General features: G+C 67.6%; 18 protein-coding genes. 11 read left to right on the forward strand and 7 right to left on the reverse strand.

Features of this window, described 5'->3' with window-relative positions:
• Positions 1-328: 328 nt before the first annotated feature.
• Positions 329-637: a hypothetical protein gene (locus AB0F86_RS08570; protein ID WP_356982974.1), complete on the reverse strand. Its 309-nt coding sequence runs from the start codon at positions 635-637 to the stop codon at positions 329-331.
• 669 nt (positions 638-1,306) lie between these two features.
• Between AB0F86_RS08570 and AB0F86_RS08575 the strand changes: the two genes are divergently transcribed.
• Together AB0F86_RS08575 and AB0F86_RS08580 are read left to right on the forward strand one after the other, a co-directional pair.
• Positions 1,307-1,873, forward strand: a complete 567-nt coding sequence (locus tag AB0F86_RS08575; protein WP_356982976.1) for an isochorismatase family protein — start codon at positions 1,307-1,309, stop codon at positions 1,871-1,873.
• A 612-nt stretch (positions 1,874-2,485) separates the two neighbouring features.
• Positions 2,486-2,833 carry an Imm10 family immunity protein gene (locus AB0F86_RS08580; RefSeq protein WP_356982977.1) on the forward strand — a complete coding sequence of 116 codons (348 nt, stop codon included), beginning with the start codon at positions 2,486-2,488 and terminating at the stop codon, positions 2,831-2,833.
• Between the two features lie 41 nt (positions 2,834-2,874).
• Here AB0F86_RS08580 and AB0F86_RS08585 read toward each other — a convergent pair whose 3' ends face one another.
• A complete protein-coding gene (locus AB0F86_RS08585; RefSeq protein ID WP_356982979.1) occupies positions 2,875-3,705 on the reverse strand; it encodes an SAM-dependent methyltransferase in 831 nt (276 codons plus the stop codon).
• Between the two features lie 148 nt (positions 3,706-3,853).
• Here AB0F86_RS08585 and AB0F86_RS08590 point away from each other — a divergent pair, with 148 nt between their 5' ends.
• Both AB0F86_RS08590 and AB0F86_RS08595 read left to right on the forward strand, forming a co-directional pair.
• Entirely contained in the window at positions 3,854-5,434 is a 1,581-nt protein-coding gene (locus AB0F86_RS08590; RefSeq protein ID WP_356982981.1) for a serine/threonine-protein kinase, read from the forward strand.
• Complete coding sequence (locus AB0F86_RS08595; RefSeq protein WP_356982983.1) at positions 5,431-6,630, forward strand: hypothetical protein; 1,200 nt, start codon at positions 5,431-5,433, stop codon at positions 6,628-6,630. The genes AB0F86_RS08590 and AB0F86_RS08595 overlap by 4 nt, the downstream gene beginning before the upstream one ends.
• Position 6,631: 1 nt before the next feature.
• Here the strand turns inward: AB0F86_RS08595 and AB0F86_RS08600 are convergent, their stop codons facing one another.
• Positions 6,632-7,123, reverse strand: coding sequence for a glutathione peroxidase (locus tag AB0F86_RS08600; protein WP_356982984.1), 492 nt, complete (start codon positions 7,121-7,123; stop codon positions 6,632-6,634).
• Between the two features lie 162 nt (positions 7,124-7,285).
• Here AB0F86_RS08600 and AB0F86_RS08605 point away from each other — a divergent pair, with 162 nt between their 5' ends.
• A complete protein-coding gene (locus tag AB0F86_RS08605; RefSeq protein ID WP_356982986.1) occupies positions 7,286-8,773 on the forward strand; it encodes an FAD-dependent oxidoreductase in 1,488 nt (495 codons plus the stop codon).
• Between the two features lie 144 nt (positions 8,774-8,917).
• Positions 8,918-10,507: a GMC family oxidoreductase N-terminal domain-containing protein gene (locus tag AB0F86_RS08610; protein WP_225279732.1), complete on the forward strand. Its 1,590-nt coding sequence runs from the start codon at positions 8,918-8,920 to the stop codon at positions 10,505-10,507.
• A 43-nt stretch (positions 10,508-10,550) separates the two neighbouring features.
• On the opposite strand, the gene AB0F86_RS08615 is transcribed toward AB0F86_RS08610, so the two are convergent.
• The gene (locus tag AB0F86_RS08615) at positions 10,551-10,895 is read right to left on the reverse strand and encodes a DoxX family protein (RefSeq protein ID WP_356982988.1); all 345 of its coding nucleotides are present in this window, start codon (positions 10,893-10,895) and stop codon (positions 10,551-10,553) included.
• Between the two features lie 112 nt (positions 10,896-11,007).
• On the opposite strand from AB0F86_RS08615, the gene AB0F86_RS08620 reads away from it, so the two are divergent.
• Positions 11,008-11,862, forward strand: coding sequence for a sigma-70 family RNA polymerase sigma factor (locus AB0F86_RS08620; protein WP_356982989.1), 855 nt, complete (start codon positions 11,008-11,010; stop codon positions 11,860-11,862).
• Positions 11,863-11,916: 54 nt separating this feature from the next.
• Here AB0F86_RS08620 and AB0F86_RS08625 read toward each other — a convergent pair whose 3' ends face one another.
• A complete protein-coding gene (locus AB0F86_RS08625; RefSeq protein WP_181697062.1) occupies positions 11,917-12,393 on the reverse strand; it encodes an HAD-IIIC family phosphatase in 477 nt (158 codons plus the stop codon).
• A gap of 212 nt (positions 12,394-12,605) precedes the next feature.
• On the opposite strand from AB0F86_RS08625, the gene AB0F86_RS08630 reads away from it, so the two are divergent.
• Complete coding sequence (locus AB0F86_RS08630) at positions 12,606-13,829, forward strand: helix-turn-helix domain-containing protein (protein WP_181697061.1); 1,224 nt, start codon at positions 12,606-12,608, stop codon at positions 13,827-13,829.
• A gap of 59 nt (positions 13,830-13,888) precedes the next feature.
• Here AB0F86_RS08630 and AB0F86_RS08635 read toward each other — a convergent pair whose 3' ends face one another.
• Positions 13,889-15,064, reverse strand: a complete 1,176-nt coding sequence (locus tag AB0F86_RS08635; RefSeq protein WP_067489443.1) for an alpha/beta fold hydrolase — start codon at positions 15,062-15,064, stop codon at positions 13,889-13,891.
• Between the two features lie 306 nt (positions 15,065-15,370).
• Positions 15,371-16,714, reverse strand: coding sequence for a lipase family protein (locus AB0F86_RS08640; protein ID WP_356982991.1), 1,344 nt, complete (start codon positions 16,712-16,714; stop codon positions 15,371-15,373).
• 338 nt (positions 16,715-17,052) lie between these two features.
• Between AB0F86_RS08640 and AB0F86_RS08645 the strand changes: the two genes are divergently transcribed.
• From AB0F86_RS08645 to AB0F86_RS08655, 3 genes are all read left to right on the forward strand, one after another.
• Positions 17,053-17,304 (forward strand): hypothetical protein, encoded by a 252-nt coding sequence (locus tag AB0F86_RS08645; protein WP_067638753.1) that lies wholly within the window; start codon positions 17,053-17,055, stop codon positions 17,302-17,304.
• Between the two features lie 67 nt (positions 17,305-17,371).
• On the forward strand, positions 17,372-17,851 hold the full coding sequence (locus AB0F86_RS08650) for a DUF2599 domain-containing protein (protein ID WP_356982993.1): 480 nt from the start codon (positions 17,372-17,374) through the stop codon (positions 17,849-17,851).
• Positions 17,852-17,884: 33 nt separating this feature from the next.
• Entirely contained in the window at positions 17,885-18,541 is a 657-nt protein-coding gene (locus AB0F86_RS08655; RefSeq protein ID WP_225279726.1) for an SDR family oxidoreductase, read from the forward strand.
• Positions 18,542-18,545: the final 4 nt, after the last annotated feature.

Here is an 18,545-nt window from a genome sequence, read left to right on the forward strand (position 1 = left end):
GAGCTGCGACCACACCGATTCGGCCGACCGATCCCTGGTATCAGCGGCGGCCAACTCTGCGCTTCTGCTCGAAGAAGCGACGTCGGTCCCCGATCACGCCGTCAGCATCGCCCTCGACCCAGTTGGATGGCGAGCTCTTCATTCGCCGTACGCCGCTGCGGGATCGCATACTCCGCGTCGTAGAAGACCCGGTTCACGGAAATCGGCAGTCGAGTGGATTCGTCAGCTGTGCTGCGACCCTCAGGATCGCGCGGGCGGCGCGGCAGATGCAGACGTTCGAGACCGCCCGCCCAGCGGCATTACCGCGCATTCAGCCCGGGACGCGTGGTCAGTAGAGTTCGACTTCCCAGGCCTGCAGGTCCACTTCTCCCGGCGGGAGTTCGCCTTTGCAGTACTTATAGAGCCACAGTGCGGCGCGGCGTTCGGCGTACTTCTCGTTGAGGGGCTCACCTTGGTCATCGAACTCGAGAACGTTGGCGAAGATGGCGAAGCAGATCTCCATTTGCGAAGGTGAGTTCTTCAACTCGTCCCAATAATTGATCCCGTCCAGCATCGGATGACCGACCGATCCACGGGCTACCCATCCGGCAAAACGGCGAAGCGCTCCCGATGCGCCGTTGCTCAGTCGATCCGACATGCGCGGAGGGTATCAACGTCATTGGTCGCGGGCATCCCGATATTCGGCAGGTGCGAACGTTCAGACTCAGGCGTCCTGTAATCCGAAGTGCCAGAGGATCATCGACGGGACGCCGACGTTCGCGGCTCGAGCTACTTCCAGTACCCCGATGGCCGCCCCTCCAGTCTTCGAACCACTCGAGCGCGTCGTATGCCGACCGCTATCGGGCAGGCCTACCCCACCTGCTCGACGGGTGAAACGGCAAGCAGTATCAAGTCCCATCCATTCCCACGCAGCGTACTGGTGTGAATTCGAGAGCACTGCCGTGATCGCATTCGACCTCGCAATCAACGAGTACGGCCTGCTGAGAGCGCCTACGGGTCCGAGGCAGCTGCTCACGGTGAGAGCCTCCATCGTGCGCCAATCTGCGGGCCGGGGCACGCCGAACAACATAGGGGCCTGTTGAGTCAGATGAGCTGGCGGGCCCTGATCGGATACGGGTGGTAGTCGAGGAGCGCGCAGTGAGTCGCTCGGTCCTCGACGCTCGACTTAGCCGGCCGGCAGTGCCGCCGGACATCAGGTCCACAAACGCACAATATCGCCGCCTCGGTCGGCGATGTGCGCCGGTGATAGCCATCTGCATTGAGTACTGGCCGAAAATCGTTGCGGGACCGACCTCGTGGAGGCGTTATGAGCACAGCTCTGATCATCGTCGACGTACAGAACGACTTCTGTGAGGGCGGCTCGGTGCCCGTCACGGGCGGAGCCGCGCTGGCCGAAAGGATCAGCGAATATCTACACGCCAGCGAATATGCCGCGATCACCGCTACTCGCGACTACCACATCGACCCCGGCCCACACTTCTCCGACAACCCCGACTTCGTCGACTCGTGGCCGCCACACTGCCGGATCGACACGCCAGGCGCAGAGTTCCATCCGAACCTGGACACTGCGCCGATCGACGAGGTCTTCTTCAAAGGCGCCTACGCCGCCGCCTACTCCGGATTCCAGGGCACCACCGAGGACGGGACAGCCCTGGCGGACTGGTTGCGCGCCAAGGGTATAGACACCGTCGACGTCTGTGGCATCGCCACCGACCACTGCGTTCGCGCCACCGCCGCGGACGCTCGCACCGCCGGGTTCAACACCCGCGTACTCGTAAACCTGTCCGCAGGTGTTTCGCCCGCGGGCATCGAACGGGCCCTGGACGAACTCCGCGCCGCAGGCGTGGAAATCGTCGCAAGCACCGACAATTGACCGACGGTTCGCCGGGTCGTCCCGTCGTCACCTTGGGTCTGGAAGACGCCGTAGTAAGTGTCGCGTGGTGCGACCCTTCGGCGGCGGCGTCCCGCCCAGGGGATCTCCGGCGTAGAACGGCGTCGAGCTTTGTGAACGCCCGCAACTAGCGACGTCACGAACGCCGGCATCTGCCGATGGTCGCGTTCCGCGGCTTGTCCAACGCGGAGCGTGCGATGATCGTCACGACATCAAAAGTGCTCTGAGACAGGACATCACGTCTTCCTTCTCTTTCAGCCACACCCGCACGGTAACCCGTTGGGCTGCAAGCCATTAGAGAGCCACACCGCTACTGCTGGCTGGCAGCCGCTTAGGGAGCTTCCCACCGAGTACCTCAGCTCGATCCTGGCCGGGACCAAGCGCCCTACCACCAGTCTTAAGTAGGCGCCTACCGCCCCGTCCGGGGCGACGAGTGCGGACCGCGGAACACCGACCGAAGTCGGCCTGGATGGATGCGACAAAGGATGAGCGGGACCTGTTGCGTCCAAGAGGTGCTAGAACCTGTGCATGGCATACAGGTTCACCGCGCTGGTTGCGTGCGGGCTCGATGATCCAGACGTAGACGATTGTGTAATGGCGGGTGTGGCCGAATCGAGCGACGAAGACGGGTTCTCTTTATTGCTCATGTGCGATTTCGAGGAACCCGACGAACAGGAAGTGGCGCTGGGTATGGACACCCATTGCGTCGTCACGCGCGATCAGGGCACTGCCTACGGCTGTGTCCGTGAGGTGGCGTTGAGCGGGGACGTCCTCCGCGTGAGCTTGAATCCCGAAGCGCTCGAAGATCTCGGCCTGTCCGATGCCGTGGTCGAGGCGCTGCTACGCGCGCCGGAAGCGGAGCTGGCACGTCTGCGCGAAGTGCTGCCACGAGTACTGGCCTACGGACGTCCCGAATCCAGGCCACGGCTGATCATGTCGTAGCAAGACAATCCTGCTTGCCTGGATGCGAGGAGAACACCTCGCTAGCGCTTGTGGCCGACGCCGCCGAGGATGCAGTGGCGGACGTCGGACAGAGGGGTAAGGTGGGGGCCGTCGGGCCACCAGTCGTCGCAGCGGACCAGGCCGGGTTCGATCAGGGTGGTAGTGCCGAACATGGCCTGGATTTCGGTGCGGGTGCGGAAGCGGCCGCTGCCCATGGGGCTGTGGATGAACTTCTCTTCCATCTTCTTGGCCAGTTCGCTGTAGTCCGGGGTTTCGGGGTCGTGGAAGTGGGCGATGGCGACGAAGGAGCCCGCGGGGAGGGCGTCGATGTAGGTCTGCATCAGGGTGGGGGCGTCTTCACCGAGGTAGTGGTGCAGGGTGCCGATGTGGAACAGCCCGATCGGGCGGGTGAAGTCGAGTTCTGTCCGCACGGTCTCGTTGCCGAGGACATCGAGGGGCGCGAAGATGTCGGCCTCGGCGATGTGGGTGCGGCTGTTGCTCGCCAGTAGCGCTTTCGCGTGCGTCAGCACCGACGGGTCGTTGTCGACATAGACCACGTGCGATTCGGGATTCACCCGCTGCACCACCTGATGGGTGTTTTCCGCCGTGGGTAATCCCGAGCCGAGATCGAGGTATTGGTCGATGCCCATTCTGGCGAGGAAGCGGCACACGCGGATGAGGAAATCGCGGTTGGCCCAGGCCAGGTCGTTCACCTGCGGCGCGACGGTGCGGACCTGGGCCAGCACGGCGCGGTCGACTTCGTAGTTGTCCTTGCCGTTGAGGGCGGCGTCGTACACGCGAGCGATACTCGCCCGAGTTGTATCGACTCCGACGGGCACGGAGCTGGGGTATGCGGCAGAAGCGTGCGACATCGGATTCCTCCGTGATTTCGGACGGGTGCCTTTCCGAAATCAGCCTAGATGATCTATTCGCTTGGTAGGGAACGTATCTCGACGGCGCGGTGGCGGGGTCCTGGGCGCCGGGCTCCGAGGTGGCGGTCCCTGAGCTAGGTTTGCAGGCATGCACGAGCTCAGGGCCGGGGACATGTTCGCCGGTTATCGGATCGAGCGGGTGCTCGGGTCGGGTGGGATGGGCAGTGTGTACGCGGCCGGGCACCCCCGGTTGCCGCGCCTGGTCGCGCTGAAATTGCTGCATTCCTCGTTCGCGGCGGATCCCGTTTTCCGCGGGCGGTTCGAGCGGGAGGCGGAGCTGGCGGGGCGGCTCGACCACCCGAATATCGTCGCCGTGCACGACCGGGGCAGCGACGGCGGGCGATTGTGGATCGCGATGCAGTACGTGGCGGGGTCCGACGCGGAAACCGTATTGCGGGTGGGCCCGGTGGCGCCGGAGCACGCGCTGCACATCGCGCGGTCGACGGCGGCGGCACTCGACTACGCGCACGCGGCGGGATTGCTGCACCGCGATGTGAAACCGGCGAATATCCTTCTGCGCGAAGGTGTTCCGGGACGACAGCAGGTGTTGCTCACGGACTTCGGTATCGCCAAGGCGGTCGACGAGGCCACCGCGCTCACCCAGACCGGCGCGGTGGTGGCGACCCTGCGTTACGCCGCACCAGAGCACCTCGACGGGCGGGCGGCCGGTCCACGCGCGGACCAGTATTCCCTCGCCTGCACGCTGTTCCACCTGCTGACCGGACAGCCGCCCTACACCGCGACTACGGCGGGCGCACTGATCGGCGCACACTTGATGCAGCCGGTGCCGAGGGTTACCGAACTGGCGCCGGGCCTGCCTCCTGCGATGGATTCCTTCTTCGCCAAGGCGCTGGCGAAGGATCCTGGACAGCGGTTCGCCACCTGTACCGAGATGGTCGACACCGCACAAGCAGCACTCAGCCGTGGAGCCGCCCCGTCAACCGATCCGAGTGCACAAAAGCGTCCCTATTTCAGCGGTACACCACTCGCCGAAAACTCCGCACCGCATCTCCCCACACCCTTCCGTGATACCGGCACGACCCCGTTTGTCGGCGCACAACACTCTCCCCTGCCGACCGGCTCGAGCGCGTCTCCCGGCACATCCAGGCGAGCGCTCGTCGGATGGTCCGCCGCCGCGTTCGCGGTGATCGCCGCCGTCGTCGCCGGAGTCCTCTGGTCATCCCGCGACACCACCGGCACCACCACACCTCCCAGCACCACCACCGCCGCGCCGACGACAACCACAATGGACTCCTGGGCGGCAGGTCGCCCCATCATCGCCCTGTTCCCCGATCTGCTCCCGGCCGGTCCGGACAGCACCGGATATCGGGACCTGCGGTGCAGTTTCGCGACGAAGAACCCGGATGCCCTGTGGGACAACGGGTTCAACTGCACCGACCGGGAGAAGCTGGAAGTGCAGGTGCTCGCCTACCCCGACGCCGCGACGGCCGACCGGTATGCCGCCTCCCTGCCGAGCGGCGCGAACGAACAGGTGCGGTCACGGTACGGCAGGCCGGTGACCGTGCGGAAATTCAACGGGTCCGACGGGCCGTGGCTGCTGGTGCAGTTCGACGCCGCACCTCATTCGAGCGTGTTACTGCAGGTGTACTGGCCAGGGCACACCCATCAGGAGATGATCGACCAATGGCTCGCCACCGCACCACTGTGACAACACGCGTCGCCCTCGGCGCGCTCGCCACCCTCCTCACCGGCTGCGCGACCGTCTCCGGCACCGCGACTCCCGGCGAACTCGACGTGCGCGGCCTCGACGTGGGCAGCTACACGACCACGCCCGCCGATGTGGAGATCGGACGCACCGCGGCGGACGGCCCGATCCTCGAAGGGTTGCGGATGGGCGGCGCGGTGGTGTTTCCCCAGGATCTCGATCCGGCGCTCACCTACAACTGGGGCACCGACGTGCTCGACACCCCGCGCCGCGTGGTCGACACCTCGGCCGCCTCGAACGTCAATCTGCCCACACTGGAACGACATCGGATGATCGTCGCGTTCGATATCGCCCAGGGCAGCCAGGCTTTCGACAAGAACGTGCCCGCCATCGACACCGACGCGAAGGTGACCCGGGTGGTCCTGATGCGGTTCCCCGGACAGAGCTCGGCCGCCGATGCCGCACGCGATCTGGCCGCGACCGATTTCGCGGTGAGCCCGGACAACAGGCCGGTGCCGATTCCGGGATACCCCGGCGCACACGCACATTGGCGGCCGGGCATCAAGACGATCGGCGCGCTCTTCGCGCACGGTGAGATCGTGGTCAGCCTGTTCCTGCAGCACCCGACCCCCGATGTCGACGCGCTGGCCCGCCGGGTCGCCCAGGTCCTCGACGCGCAGGTGCCGCTACTCGATGAGTTCACCCCGACCGCGCCCGAACAGCTCGCCGATCTGCCTCGCGACCCCGACGACCTGTTGCGCCGCACCCTGATTCCCGGTCCGCCGAACCAGCGCATCGCCATCTCCTCACGCGAATACGCAGCGTGGTCCGGCCGCGCGAGCAGGCACTACCGGGCGAGCGAACCGGCCGAACTGGCCGCCGCATGGGATCGGGGTGGCGTCGACAGCGTCGCCCACTCCTACACCACCACCCTGTTTCGCTTCCGGGACCAGGCGGGCGCGAGCGCCTTCGGCACGACCTGGCGCGACACACTCAGCGACGCCGCGCGGGAGATCCCGGGCCCGGACGCGGTGCCCGGTGCGTATTGCGCCGAGCGCCGGGCGTCCGGCAGCGCGCCCGCGGTGACTCGCTGCTACGTGAGTTACCGGAATTACGGCGGGTTCGTGAGCGGGCCGGAAGCGGGAACCGTGCGCAAGCAGGCGGCAGCGCAGTACGCGCTGCTCGCCAACGCGCAGTAGCTCAGAGCTGGGCTTCGACCGACCGCACGACCTCGGGGTCGTCCGGGGTAGTGCGGGGACGGAACCGCGCGGCCACCGAGCCGTCGCGGGCGATGAGGAACTTCTCGAAGTTCCACTGCACGTCACCGGCCGCACCCTCGGCGTCGGGCGTCTCGGTGAGCACCTGGTACAGCGGGTGCCGGTCGTCGCCGTTCACCGAGGTCTTCGCCAGCAGCGGGAAGTCGACACCGTAGGTGACCGAGCAGAATTCCTGGATCTCCTCGGCGCTGCCGGGTTCCTGGCCCATGAACTGGTTGCACGGCACACCGATCACGGTGAAACCGCGCTCGCCGTAGCTCTTCTGCAGTTCGACCAGGCCGCTGTACTGCGGGGTCAGCCCGCATTTCGAGGCCACGTTCACCAGCAGCACGGCCTTGTCGCCGGCCAGTTCGCCCAGCGTGGTCGGCTCGCCGGCCAGGGTCTCTACCGCGATGTCCCGAATGTTCGCGCTCACGTGTGCACCACCAGATTCTTCTCGACGTGGGTTCGATCGCCACCGTACCGGAGCCGCGGGCCGAAATCCGTGTCCCGCTGGACGGGAATTCTGTAACACGTTCTTGTTTTGTGGGCGTCCACGCGGCACCATTTCGGTACACACCCACCATCGGAGGCAGCCGTGACCGACAACAGCCCGCGTACCGACACCGTCCGGCCCCTGCGCGAGAACACCGTCGACCAGTGGGATTTCGAGGTCGACGTGGTCGTCGCCGGCTACGGGATCGCGGGGGTGTGTGCCGCCATCGAAGCCGCGCGCGCGGGCGCGAAGGTGCTGATCCTGGAACGCACCGGCGGCTGGGGTGGGGCCGCCGCGCTGGCGGGCGGCTTCGTCTACCTCGGCGGCGGGACCGCGTTGCAGCGTGCGCTCGGCTTTGACGACACCCCCGAGAACATGGCCACCTTCCTGACCGCCGCGCTCGGCCCCGGTGTCGATGCCGCCAAGATCGCCGACTACTGCGCGGGCAGTGTCGAACACTACGACTGGCTGGTGAACTGTGGTGTGCCGTTCAAGGAGGAGTTCTGGGGCGAGCCGGGCTGGGAGCCGCCCCACGACGAGGGCCTGATGTATTCCGGCGGCGAGAACGCGGCGCCGTTCCTCGACATCGCCAAACCCGCACCGCGCGGGCATGTTCCGCAGCTGGCGAACAAGAAGATCGGCGAGCGCAGCGGCGGCTACATGCTGATGAAGCCACTGGCCGACACCGTCGCCGAGCTCGGTGTCGCCGTCGAATACGACACGCGTATCCGGCGGCTGATCGTCGACGCCGATGACCGGGTGGTCGGCCTTGTCGCGACCCGGTTCGGCAAGCCGATCACGGTCCGGGCTGCCCGCGGCGTGGTCCTGGCGACCGGCAGTTTCGCCTACGACACCGAGATGATCGACCGCTACACCCCGCAGCTGAGCGGACGCCCCGGCGCGGCCATCGAAGAGCACGACGGCATCGGCATCCGGTTGGCGCAGGCACTCGGCGCCGAACTGGCCCACATGGACGCCAGCGAGGTCGCGATCTTCGGTGACCCGCAGATGATGGCGCGCGGCATCCTCGTCAACGGACGCGGACAGCGCTACATCGCCGAGGACACCTACCCCGGTCGGATCGGACAGGCCACCCTGCTGCGGCAGGAGAACCAGGCCTTCCTGATCCTCGACGAACGTTCCCTCGAGGAGGCGCTCGCCACCGAGAGTTCGACCCCGTTCTTCCGGTTCCCGCCCAAGTGGGTCGCCGAGACGGTCGCCGAACTCGAGGCCGAGATGGGTCTGCCCGAGCAGGCCCTGCAGACGACGATCGCCACCTACAACCGGCACGCCGCGAACGGCAGCGATCCCCTGCTCGGCAAGAAGCCCGAGTGGGTGCGCCCGATCGAGGGCTCGCTGGCCGGGTTCGATCTGCGCGGTTTCACCGCTGGATTCACCCTGGGCGGGCTGCGCACCGACCTGGATTCGCGGGTGTTGCATGTGAGCGGCGAGCCGATTCCGGGGCTGTTCGCCGCCGGTCGGTGCACGTCAGGGCTGTGCGCGGGCGGTTATGTCAGCGGCGCATCGCTCGGTGACGGCAGTTTCTACGGTCGCCGCGCGGGTCGTGCCGCGGCGGCCGGGACCTACTGAGTCCCACCGCACGCCGACTGTCAGTACGCTGCTTGCAGCACCCGGCCCGACGCCGAGTCAGGCTGTGCTCGCGGTGTTTTCACGCGGGCCTCGGGTGTATCCGTGTTGGCTACGACAGATGCAGTGCAGGATCGGAGTTGGACAGTGCAAGCAGGTGGGACGTCCGCGGATTACGTGATCGTCGGCTCCGGGTCAGCGGGGGCGGTGCTCGCGAACAGGCTCAGCGCCGACGCGGGCACCACGGTCGTACTGTTGGAGGCGGGGCCCGCCGACGACGACAAGTTCGCCCATATTCCGGCGGCGTTCTCGAAACTGTTCCGCAGCGAACGGGATTGGGACTACTCCACCGAACCGCAGGCCGCGCTCGGTGACCGCCGGATCTACTGGCCGCGCGGCAAGACCTTCGGCGGCTCGTCGTCGATGAACGCGATGATGTGGGTGCGCGGTTTCCGCGCCGACTACGAGGAATGGGGGCTGCTGGCGGGCGAGAAGTGGAACTTCGCCTCGGCCGTCGAACAGTTCCGCAAGATCGAGAACGTACAGGACGCGCAGTTCCCCGACGAGGGCGCGAAGGGGCCGCTGCACGTGCAGCGCCAGCGCAGCCCGCGTGCCTCCACCCACGCCTTCCTCGAGGCGGCCCGGCAGGCGGGGCACAAACTCGAGGCCGCGAATCGTCCGGCGCCCGAAGGTTTCACCCAGACGATGGTGACGCAGCGCGACGGCAGGCGCTGGAGCACCGCCGACGCCTACCTGCGGCCCGCGATGAAGCGCGCCAACCTCACCGTGCGGGCCGAGGCCCTGGCCACCCGGGTGCTGTTCGAGGGCACCAAGGCCACCGGGGTCGAGTTCCTGCACGAGGGGCAGACCCATGTGGTGACCGCCGCGAAGGAAGTCATCCTGTGCGGCGGCGCGGTGAACAGCCCACAGCTGCTGCAGCTTTCGGGCATCGGTGACCGCGAACAGCTCACCGAGCACGGCATCGATGTGGTCGCCCACTCCCCCGAGGTCGGCGCCAATCTGCAGGACCACCTGATCGCCGCGCTCGGCTACAGCGTGGAGTCCGATTCGCTGTACACCGCCGAGAAGCCGCTGGAACTGCTGAACTACGTGGTGCGGCACCGGGGCATGCTCACCTCCAATGTCGGCGAGGCGTACGGCTTCGTGCGCAGCGAACCCGAGCTCGAGCACCCCGACCTCGAGCTGATCTACGCGCCCGCGCCGTTCTACCACGAGGGTCTCGTGGAGGCGACCGAGCACGGTGTGGTCCTCGGGTCCATCCTGTTGCGTCCGCGCAGCCGTGGCCGGATCGGTCTGGCCTCGGCCGACCCGACGGCCAAGCCGGTGATCGATCCGCGCTACCTGTCCGACCCCGACGGCGCCGACCTGGCCGCGCTGACCGCCGGTCTGCGGGTGTGCGCCGGGCTCGCGGGCCAGCCGGCGCTCAAGAGCACGCTCGGGCCGCTGATCTACCCGCCGCAGGCACCCGACGATCTCGAGGCCACGATCGCGCTGACCATCGAGAAGTTCTCGCACACCCTGTACCACCCGGTCGGCACCTGCCGGATGGGCACCGACGCCGCCAGCGTCGTCGGCCCGGATCTGAAGGTGCGCGGGGTCGAAGGTCTGCGCGTGGCCGACGCCTCGGTGATGCCGTTGATCATCCGTGGGCACACCAACGCGCCGGCGATCTTCATCGGCGAACAGGCCGCCGACTTCATCCTGGCGAGCGCCTGAGACGACGGTGGTGGCGCGCCGGCACGGCACGCCACCACCGGTCTCACGCCACGGCCAGCGTCAGCGAGGCGCCCGCGAGCAGCAGATACGGCAGCGGGTAGGCCACGTGCGAGTAGCAGCGGGTGAGCAGCACGGTGATCTCGGCGCCGATGAAGTACAGCACCAGCCCGGCCGCGGCGGCCACGGCCAGTGGCCGATAGGCCAGCCCCGCGAGCAGACCGATACCGCCCGCGGCCTTGATGACGGCCAGCGGTGGCAGCGCCCAGGTGGGCAGCCCGTACTCGCGCATGTTCTCGCGCACCCAGTCGGCGCGGAACACGTCGATTCCCGAGGCGAGCAGAGCGGCCAGCGCGGCGAGCACGGTGACGACGACGTAAGCGGTGTTCATGGATTCCTCCGTTTTCGGCGGACGAGCGCCTCTGCCACAGTGGAGACAGCAAGGCGACGACGGCGAAGTGCCGTCTTTCCCGGTGACGACCGGCGAACCCGAAAGGTGACCGATGCGCGCGGATTCGCTCGCGCTGATGTTCGAGCAGCGCCGTGACCGGCTGCGCCGCCTCGCGCACCGGATGCTCGGTGCCACCGCCGAGGCCGAGGACGTGGTGCAGGAGGCGTGGTTGCGCCTGGCGAGGACCGACGCGGTGATCGCCGACCTGGACGGCTGGCTCACCACCGTCGTGTCCCGGCTGTGCCTCGATCTGTTGCGGGCCCGTGCGCGCCGCCCCGAGACCCACGCCGACGAAGTGGAACTCCCGACCACCGATGCCGGTCCGGAAGCCGAAGCGCTACAAACGGATTCGGTGGAGCGTGCGGTACTGGTTGTGCTCGACGCGCTGGGTCCGGAGGAACGGGTGGCGTTCGTGTTGCACGACCTGTTCGCGGTCCCGTTCGCCGAGATCGCGCCGATACTCGGGCGCACCCCCGCGACGACCAAGAAGCTCGCCAGCCGGGCCCGGCACCGGGTCAACGCACCGGCCGCGATGAGCACGGCCGATCTCGTCGAGCAGCGCGCGGCCGTTGCCGCGTTCCTGCGGGCCGCGCGCGGCGGTGACCTCGTCGCGCTGCTCGAGATTCTCGCGCCCGATGTGGTCCGCACCGCCGATCCGGCGGCGCTCACACCGGGGATGGCCGCGGTGGTCCGCGGCGCCCGTGCGGTGGCCGAGGGCGCGGTCGCGCTGCGGCAACGCTCGCGCGAGGCGGTCCTGGTTCTCGTCGACGGCAGGCCCGGCCTGGTGCTGGCACGGGCGGGCAGGCCGGTCTTCGTGCTGACCTTCCAGGTGTGCGAGGGCCGAATCGCGGCCTACGACGTGTCCGCGACTCCGGAGCGGTTCACGCTGTCGCTGCTGGCCTCATGATTTCGGCAGTCGATGCACGCTTGCCGTCAGTGCGAAGTCCCGGATTTCCGCTGGTCAGAAGGCCGGAACCCGCTCGAACCCCAGTGGCGGTGTCGGCATCGGACCCGAACGCAGGTCGTGCCGGAAGTCGGGAAGCAGCGGCAGCATGTCGACATTGCGTGCCGCGTAGCAGCGCACCATCGGCAGCGAGCGCGAGACCTCGGCGCGCTCGACGGGTTCGGCGTCGATGAACGCCATGCCCTCGAGCCCGAGCCCAAGGGTGCCCGCGATCCGCACGATCGCGGCCGATTTGCGTCCCCAGCCGATCTCGACCGCCGAGAACATGTCGTGGAGCCCGTGCCGATACAGCGTGCGCATGGTGCGTGCGCGGTCGCCGCGGGCCGCGACGGCATGCAGCACGCCGCGGTCGCTCAGCATCGTCAACGTGCGCAACGCCGGTGGGCGTGGCGCGGCGCTGGTCCCGTCGTGGACCACACCGTCCCACAGGGTTTCGTCCAGTTCCCAGACCAGACAACGGACGGCAGGTCGCATGGTGGTGCCCCTATCGGTTCGTTCCGGCGCGCTGAACTCTACAACCTGTGATGCCACCGGGACCACCCTTGTGACGGCCCACCAACATCGGGTGGTGGACACGCGAACGTCACCCAGAACCCGGCGTTTCATTCCGGATCGGGCCTGCCTTGGCTAGGGTGAACAGGCTGGACAGCGGGGGGACAGCCGAAATCAGGCGAAGGGAACTTCAGATGTCCGTACACAATCCACCACGACAATCGCTCACGATCTCGGGGCGGCCGATGTCGTCTCCCCTCAAAGACGTCCGGGCGTTGTCACGGCAGATGGTAGGACATTTCGTCGAAAACGTCGCCCCGTGCGGCACGCTGCCGGGCGACGCGATCACCGGCGACGTCACGACCATCACCCGCATCTGCCTGGAATTCGCGGTCAGCATGCTCGACGGCCGCGATATACCGAGTACCTTGCAGCGACTGCAGGACGCCGCCAGCGGCTGGGCCCGCGAGGGCGTGCCGATCGACACCATCCACCACTCCATCGCCGAGGGCTTCAAGATGGGCCTGGACCTGGTGGTCTCGAGCGCGTCGGTGAAGGACTACGACAACCTCGTCGACGGCGTGAAGATGGTGATGGAAATGCTCGACACCATCACCTGCCAGGTCTCGCTGGCCTATGTGCGCGAATTGCGCGGTGTGGTCAGCGAGCATCACACGGCGGTGCACACCCTCACCTCCGCGCTGCTCGGCGGGCACAGCACCTCCACCATGGCCCGCGAATGCGGCATCGCCATCGCCGAGCAGTACGCCGTGCTCGCGCTGTCCATTCCGCCGCACCGCGAAGAGGCGAACCCGGCGCTCGATCAGAAGGTGGTGGCCCGGCGCAAGCTGCGCCGCGTGCAGGCCGAGCTGGCCAAGCGTTGCGGTGATACCGCGCTGTCGTTGCTCAGTGTCGACGGCGGCACCGTACTCATCCCCGCCGACACCTTCGACCGCGACGGCCTCACCGCTCTGGTCGCTCAGCTCTCCCAGGCCGCACAGGTCGGCATCACGGCCGCGCTGGTCGAGACGAGCACCACCGGCATTCCCGATGCCGCCGATCAGGCCCACGAACTGCTCGACATGGTCCAGCGCCTCGAGGTCACCTCGGGTCTGTACCGCTTCGACGAACTCGCGCTCGAATACCAGCTCACCCGGCCGGGGCCGGGTCGCGAATTCCTCGGCTCGCTGCTCGACCCGCTCGACCAGTTCCCCGAACTGCTGGAAACCCTGCAGCGCCATATCGCCAACAACCTCAACCGGCAGCGCACCGCGCGGGTGTTGCACGTGCACACCAACACCGTCGACTACCGACTCAAGCGCATCGGTCAGCTCACCGGTTTCGACCCCACCCAGCCGTCGGGACTGTGGTACCTGCGTTCGGCACTGGTCGCGCGCAGCTACCGCACCACCGTCTGATCCACGAAAAAGGCGCTGCCCGGGGATGATTCCCCGGGCAGCGCCCGTTTCACTCGGGATCAGAGGCTGCCGCCACCGCCGACCAGCCAGGGGTTGAAGGTGCACACGATCTGATGACCGGGGTCGATGGCGTTGAGCGCGATCGACAGGGCGCGCGGCGAGTACATCATCGTGAGATGGTCGGAGACGTCCTGCTCACAGCCTTCCTGCAGGGTGATGTTGCGGACGGTGGAGCCCGGGCCCTGCTTCAGGAAGGTCAGATCGTAGGGGTTGGTGACCTCGTCGTACCGGGTGCCGACGATGGTGTAGTCGATGCCGGGGACGGTGTCGCCGTTGGCGTTGAGCTGGTTGACGAAGTCCGAACCGATGGTCTGCTGGATACCGGCGTGCCCGACGAAGATCTCGATGAAGCCGAGGATGTCGATACCCAGGTTGTTGATCATGCGGCCCAGGGCGCCGATGCCGTCGAGGCTGGTGCCGTGGTGGGTGGCACCGTAGGTGATCAGGTTCTTCACCTTGTCGGCACCGCCGTCGAACTTGGTGTACCAGTTCGACATCGAACCACCCTGCGAGTGGGCGACGATGTCGACTTCGTCGGCACCGGTGGCCGCGAGGACCCGGTCGACGAACAGGGCCAGCTGATCGGCCGAGTCCTGGATGTAGCCGGTGCCCATCACGCCGGGCAGCACCGAACCGAGACCGCCACCTTCGATCAGGTTGGAGCGACCGTAGTTGAAGGTGAAGGTGCACAGCCCGGCGTTCTTGAACTCCGGGCCCATGAACGCGTAACCGTTGTAGGCGTTCATCCAGGTGCCGTGCACCATGACCAGCGGGCGGTCGCCGTCGGCGGGCTTGCAGTTCCAGTCGTTGGCGCCGGGAGGCGCCGCGTCACCGTTGCCCAGGCCGTAGGCGAAGGCCGCGAGGAACGAGGTCTGGGCCGGGCCGACGCCGACGGTGTCGCTGGAGTAGCCGCCCGAGGAACCCGAGCTGGAGCCCGAGCCGCCATAGCAGTCGCCGGAGCCGTTGCCCGAGCCGGTGCCGCTACCGGAGTTGCAGGCCGAGCCACTGGGGCCGGCCACCGAGCGGCCCGCGGCGATGATCTCGGCGAGAGCCTGTTCGGTCGGCGCGTCGTTGGGGGCCGCGCCTGCCCCTGGGCCGGTGAGCGCCACGGCGAGCGCGCTGACGCCGGTGAGCATCGCTGTCTGCAGCGTGCGTCGGCGACTGGGAGATTTCATCGTTGGCGTATCTTCCTGTGCGATTCGATAATTCGTGTCCCCTTTTTCGATCGGGAATACGAATGGCTTGTCGAAACCGCACCGAACATAAGCCCGGGAATTCACGGCATTTCGTTTCTCCGTGGTGTTCTGGGTAGTTCACCACCCGTCCACGACGGGCCCCATGACGGCACACAGGAACTTTTCCCCACGACGATCCCGCAGGTCGGGACGCCAAACTGGCGAAATAGTGATACTTCCCAGAACATTCGGCCGTTCACACTGACCGAGCACTGAAACACCGACATTTCGGCCGGAAAAAGGGCCTCAGCATTCGCTGTGCGCGGGAATCCCCCGTAGCCGCTCGTCGAGCCACAGCATCGCCTCCGGATATCCCGTCACCGCACCGACGATGTGCTCGCCCAGCACCCCGCGATACACCGCCGTCGCGCCCAGTTCGCACTGTTCCTGATAGAGATTGCGCGCACCCTCGGCCGGGATCCAGAACTCCTGCTCCCCGTTGTAGACGTAGAGCGGTGTGGCCGAACGCATTCCCTCCATCCGGGTGACCTCGTAGATCCGGGCGGCCAGGTCCGAGCGCAGGGGGTCGGCGATATTGGCGCCGACATCGATGGGCAGGTGCAGGATGCCGGGCAGCGCGAAGATGCTCACGCACTGGTCCTTCATCGCCGAGGTCGCCACCCAGCGGCCGAGATTGTTCATGGCGGCCAGGATTTCGGGCCGCTCGCGCCCGACCGCGAGGGTCGCGGCCATGAAGATGCCCGAAGCCAGATTGGCGTTCATGCTGCGGGCGAGGATCTCGAAGTCTGCGGGCACGCCGCCGAGGGCGGCACCGACGATCACCTCGGCCAATTCCGGTGCGTAGGAGCCGATCAGCTTCGCCGCGCCGTGCGTGGCGATGGCACCGCCGGAGTATCCCGTCATCGCGAACGGGCTGGCACCGTAGGTGTGCGGCTCGACATTCCTGGTGGCCCGGATCGCGTCCAGCACTGCGTGTCCGGCGACATACGGTTCGGCGTAAGCCATTCGGGGGCCCTGATGGTCGGGGATCAGCACCGCGTATCCGCGGAGCACCGCCAGCTGGGTGGTCGGTGGCAGGAACTCGGTGGCGCTCGATTTCGGCGAAAGCCCGTGTGTGAACGTGTAACCGGGCGTGCAGGACAGGCCGAGCGCGTCGATGGGCAGGTTGTTCACCAACACCGGGCGGTCGCCGGGACCGGTCCACTCGGTGGCGGGCACGATCAGCGTCGCGGTCGCGAACGACGGGGCACCGTGGGCGTCGGAGGTGCGGAACTTGAGCAGATGCGCGGACCGCACGGGAAGCAGGGTCAGCGGGCCCGCGACGGCGGTGATGTCGCGCACCTCGACGAGGTCACCGGGCGCCAGCTCGGCCAGGCCGTCGGGCCAGTGATCGAAGGTGGGATCGCCCACGGGAGAGGGCATTACGGCCGCCCGCAACGCGGCGAGCTCAGCGTCGGGGTCGGTGTCCGCACCGGACGGGATCGGCGAAGGCAGCACCTGATCGATCCAGCGTTGCAGATCGGGCAGGATTCCCGGCGCGGCCGGGGGCAGAGGTTCGGCGGTTGCGGTGCCGACGGCGAGCGGACACAACAGCAGTAGCGAACAGAGCAGGACACGCACAGATCTCATGGCACTCACACGCCTTCGGGTGGCACATCGGACTCGTGACCTGACACCCGGCGATGCGGTACTCGAAGCCGCGGCGAAACCTCCCCTGCGCGCCGTCGTCAGTGTTCTCACGGTACGTCCCACCGCATCGGCGCACGGCCGTCGTTCCCGACTCGTGCACGCCCCGCGTCCGGATCGCAACAACCGCACGTACTCGATACTTCGGAGAAAGTACCGGCTCCGGACCAGGCGGTTTGTGAATTCTCCAGCCGCGTCCGGAACATGTTCTCCTTCATGGTCGAGCGCCCTACCGTCGAGTAGCAAGGCGCCCACCAGCGCCGGGGCAGAAGGAGCACGCCATGATTCCCATCGACGCGAACATTGCCGCCGCCGGTCACCCCCTCGACCACACCGACATACCGACTCGGCGGATCACCGTCTACTTCGACGGGCCGACTCCGCAGGACGCGATGGTCCTCGAATACGCCGCAACCCAGTCCGAGGCTTGGGAATTCACCACCGCCGCCGTGCACGCGGGTCTGCTGGTGACGGTCGACGGACGAGTGGAACCCGGCCTGCGCCGGCTGCCGTGCCGTTCGCTGTGGCACTGAACCCTGGACCGTCGCACTAGGCTGGTGCGGCGGTCGTGTCCCGATCGCAGGGACACAGGAGGCGCGCGTGACACGGTGGCAGTACCCGGTCGCCGTGGCCGTCGCGGCACTGGCCGTGGCCGGTTGCGGTTCGCAGGAAGCCGAGCAGGCCGCGCCGACCACCGCCGCACCGACCACGACCGCCCAGCGCACCGCCGTCACCCTCGCACCGCCGACCACCACGGTCGACCCGTACGCCGGACTGCCGCTCATCGACGAGGTCCGCTGGACGAGCAATGTCGACGGCCCCCGCCTGCTCGTGTTCCCCACCGTGGCGGGTCGCAAGACCGCCGCACCCGGCACCGACGAGACGGCCTGGCAGGAAGTGCTCGCCCTCGACTCCTCGGCCGACTCGCCGGGAATGCGTGACCAGTTCCTGTGCCACTGGGTGTGGGCGAGGATGGTTGCGCCGGACAAGACGAGCTGGAACCTCGAACCGTGGCGACCGGCCGTCGGCTATTCGGCCACGGTCTCGGCGAACTGCAATCCCGGCGGCCCGGAACGCTGAGGTCCGCGCCGCGCGGCGAAAGGAGCACAGGTTATGCGCGTTGTCATCGCAGGAGGACACGGCAAGATCGCCCTGCTACTGGCCGGGCTGCTCACCAGGGACGGCCATCAGGTGCACGCCCTCATCCGCGATCCCGCCCAGGCCGCCGACATCACCGCGACCGGCGGCGTCCCCGTGATCCACGACATGGAACGTGACGACCCGGCCGATCTCGTCGGCGCCGTCGCCGGGTCGGATGCGGTGGTGTTCGCCGCGGGCGCGGGGCCGGGCAGCGGCGTGGACCGCAAGTACACCGTCGACCTGGGCGGCTCGGTCCAGCTGGCCGACGCGGCAGACCGGGCCGGGGTGCGCCGGTTCGTGCAGATCTCGACGATGGGTGCCGGTCAGCCGCCCGCGCCGGGGACCGACGAGGTGTGGGCCGCCTATATCGATGCCAAGACCAAGGCCGAGGACGATCTGCGGGCCCGCGCGCTGGACTGGACCGTCGTGCGACCGGGCATGCTCACCGACGCCGAGGGCAACGGTCTGATCACGCTGGGACCACCGCCGGTCGGGCGCGCCGAGGTGCCGCGTGCCGATGTGGCCGCGACGCTCGCGTCGATCTTGGTCGCCGACAACACTTTTCGGCGCACCCTCGAGGTGGTTTCGGGGCAGGATCCGATCGAGGCGGCCGTCGCCGCGATTCATTAGCCGA

The sequence above is a fragment of the Nocardia sp. NPDC023733 genome (assembly GCF_040639775.1).
GTDB lineage: Bacteria > Actinomycetota > Actinomycetes > Mycobacteriales > Mycobacteriaceae > Nocardia > Nocardia rosealba.

What these genes read in the sequence shown, in the direction of transcription:
- AB0F86_RS08585 (WP_356982979.1), bottom strand. Translation starts at nt 3,705, where the DNA reads ATGTCGCACGCTTCTGCCGCATACCCCAGCTCCGTGCCCGTCGGAGTC.
- AB0F86_RS08630 (WP_181697061.1), top strand. Translation starts at nt 12,606, where the DNA reads ATGTCCGTACACAATCCACCACGACAATCGCTCACGATCTCGGGGCGG.
- AB0F86_RS08575 (WP_356982976.1), top strand. Translation starts at nt 1,307, where the DNA reads ATGAGCACAGCTCTGATCATCGTCGACGTACAGAACGACTTCTGTGAG.
- AB0F86_RS08570 (WP_356982974.1), bottom strand. Translation starts at nt 637, where the DNA reads ATGTCGGATCGACTGAGCAACGGCGCATCGGGAGCGCTTCGCCGTTTT.
- AB0F86_RS08590 (WP_356982981.1), top strand. Translation starts at nt 3,854, where the DNA reads ATGCACGAGCTCAGGGCCGGGGACATGTTCGCCGGTTATCGGATCGAG.
- AB0F86_RS08655 (WP_225279726.1), top strand. Translation starts at nt 17,885, where the DNA reads ATGCGCGTTGTCATCGCAGGAGGACACGGCAAGATCGCCCTGCTACTG.
- AB0F86_RS08645 (WP_067638753.1), top strand. Translation starts at nt 17,053, where the DNA reads ATGATTCCCATCGACGCGAACATTGCCGCCGCCGGTCACCCCCTCGAC.
- AB0F86_RS08580 (WP_356982977.1), top strand. Translation starts at nt 2,486, where the DNA reads ATGGCGGGTGTGGCCGAATCGAGCGACGAAGACGGGTTCTCTTTATTG.
- AB0F86_RS08640 (WP_356982991.1), bottom strand. Translation starts at nt 16,714, where the DNA reads ATGAGATCTGTGCGTGTCCTGCTCTGTTCGCTACTGCTGTTGTGTCCG.
- AB0F86_RS08620 (WP_356982989.1), top strand. Translation starts at nt 11,008, where the DNA reads ATGCGCGCGGATTCGCTCGCGCTGATGTTCGAGCAGCGCCGTGACCGG.
- AB0F86_RS08625 (WP_181697062.1), bottom strand. Translation starts at nt 12,393, where the DNA reads ATGCGACCTGCCGTCCGTTGTCTGGTCTGGGAACTGGACGAAACCCTG.
- AB0F86_RS08615 (WP_356982988.1), bottom strand. Translation starts at nt 10,895, where the DNA reads ATGAACACCGCTTACGTCGTCGTCACCGTGCTCGCCGCGCTGGCCGCT.
- AB0F86_RS08635 (WP_067489443.1), bottom strand. Translation starts at nt 15,064, where the DNA reads ATGAAATCTCCCAGTCGCCGACGCACGCTGCAGACAGCGATGCTCACC.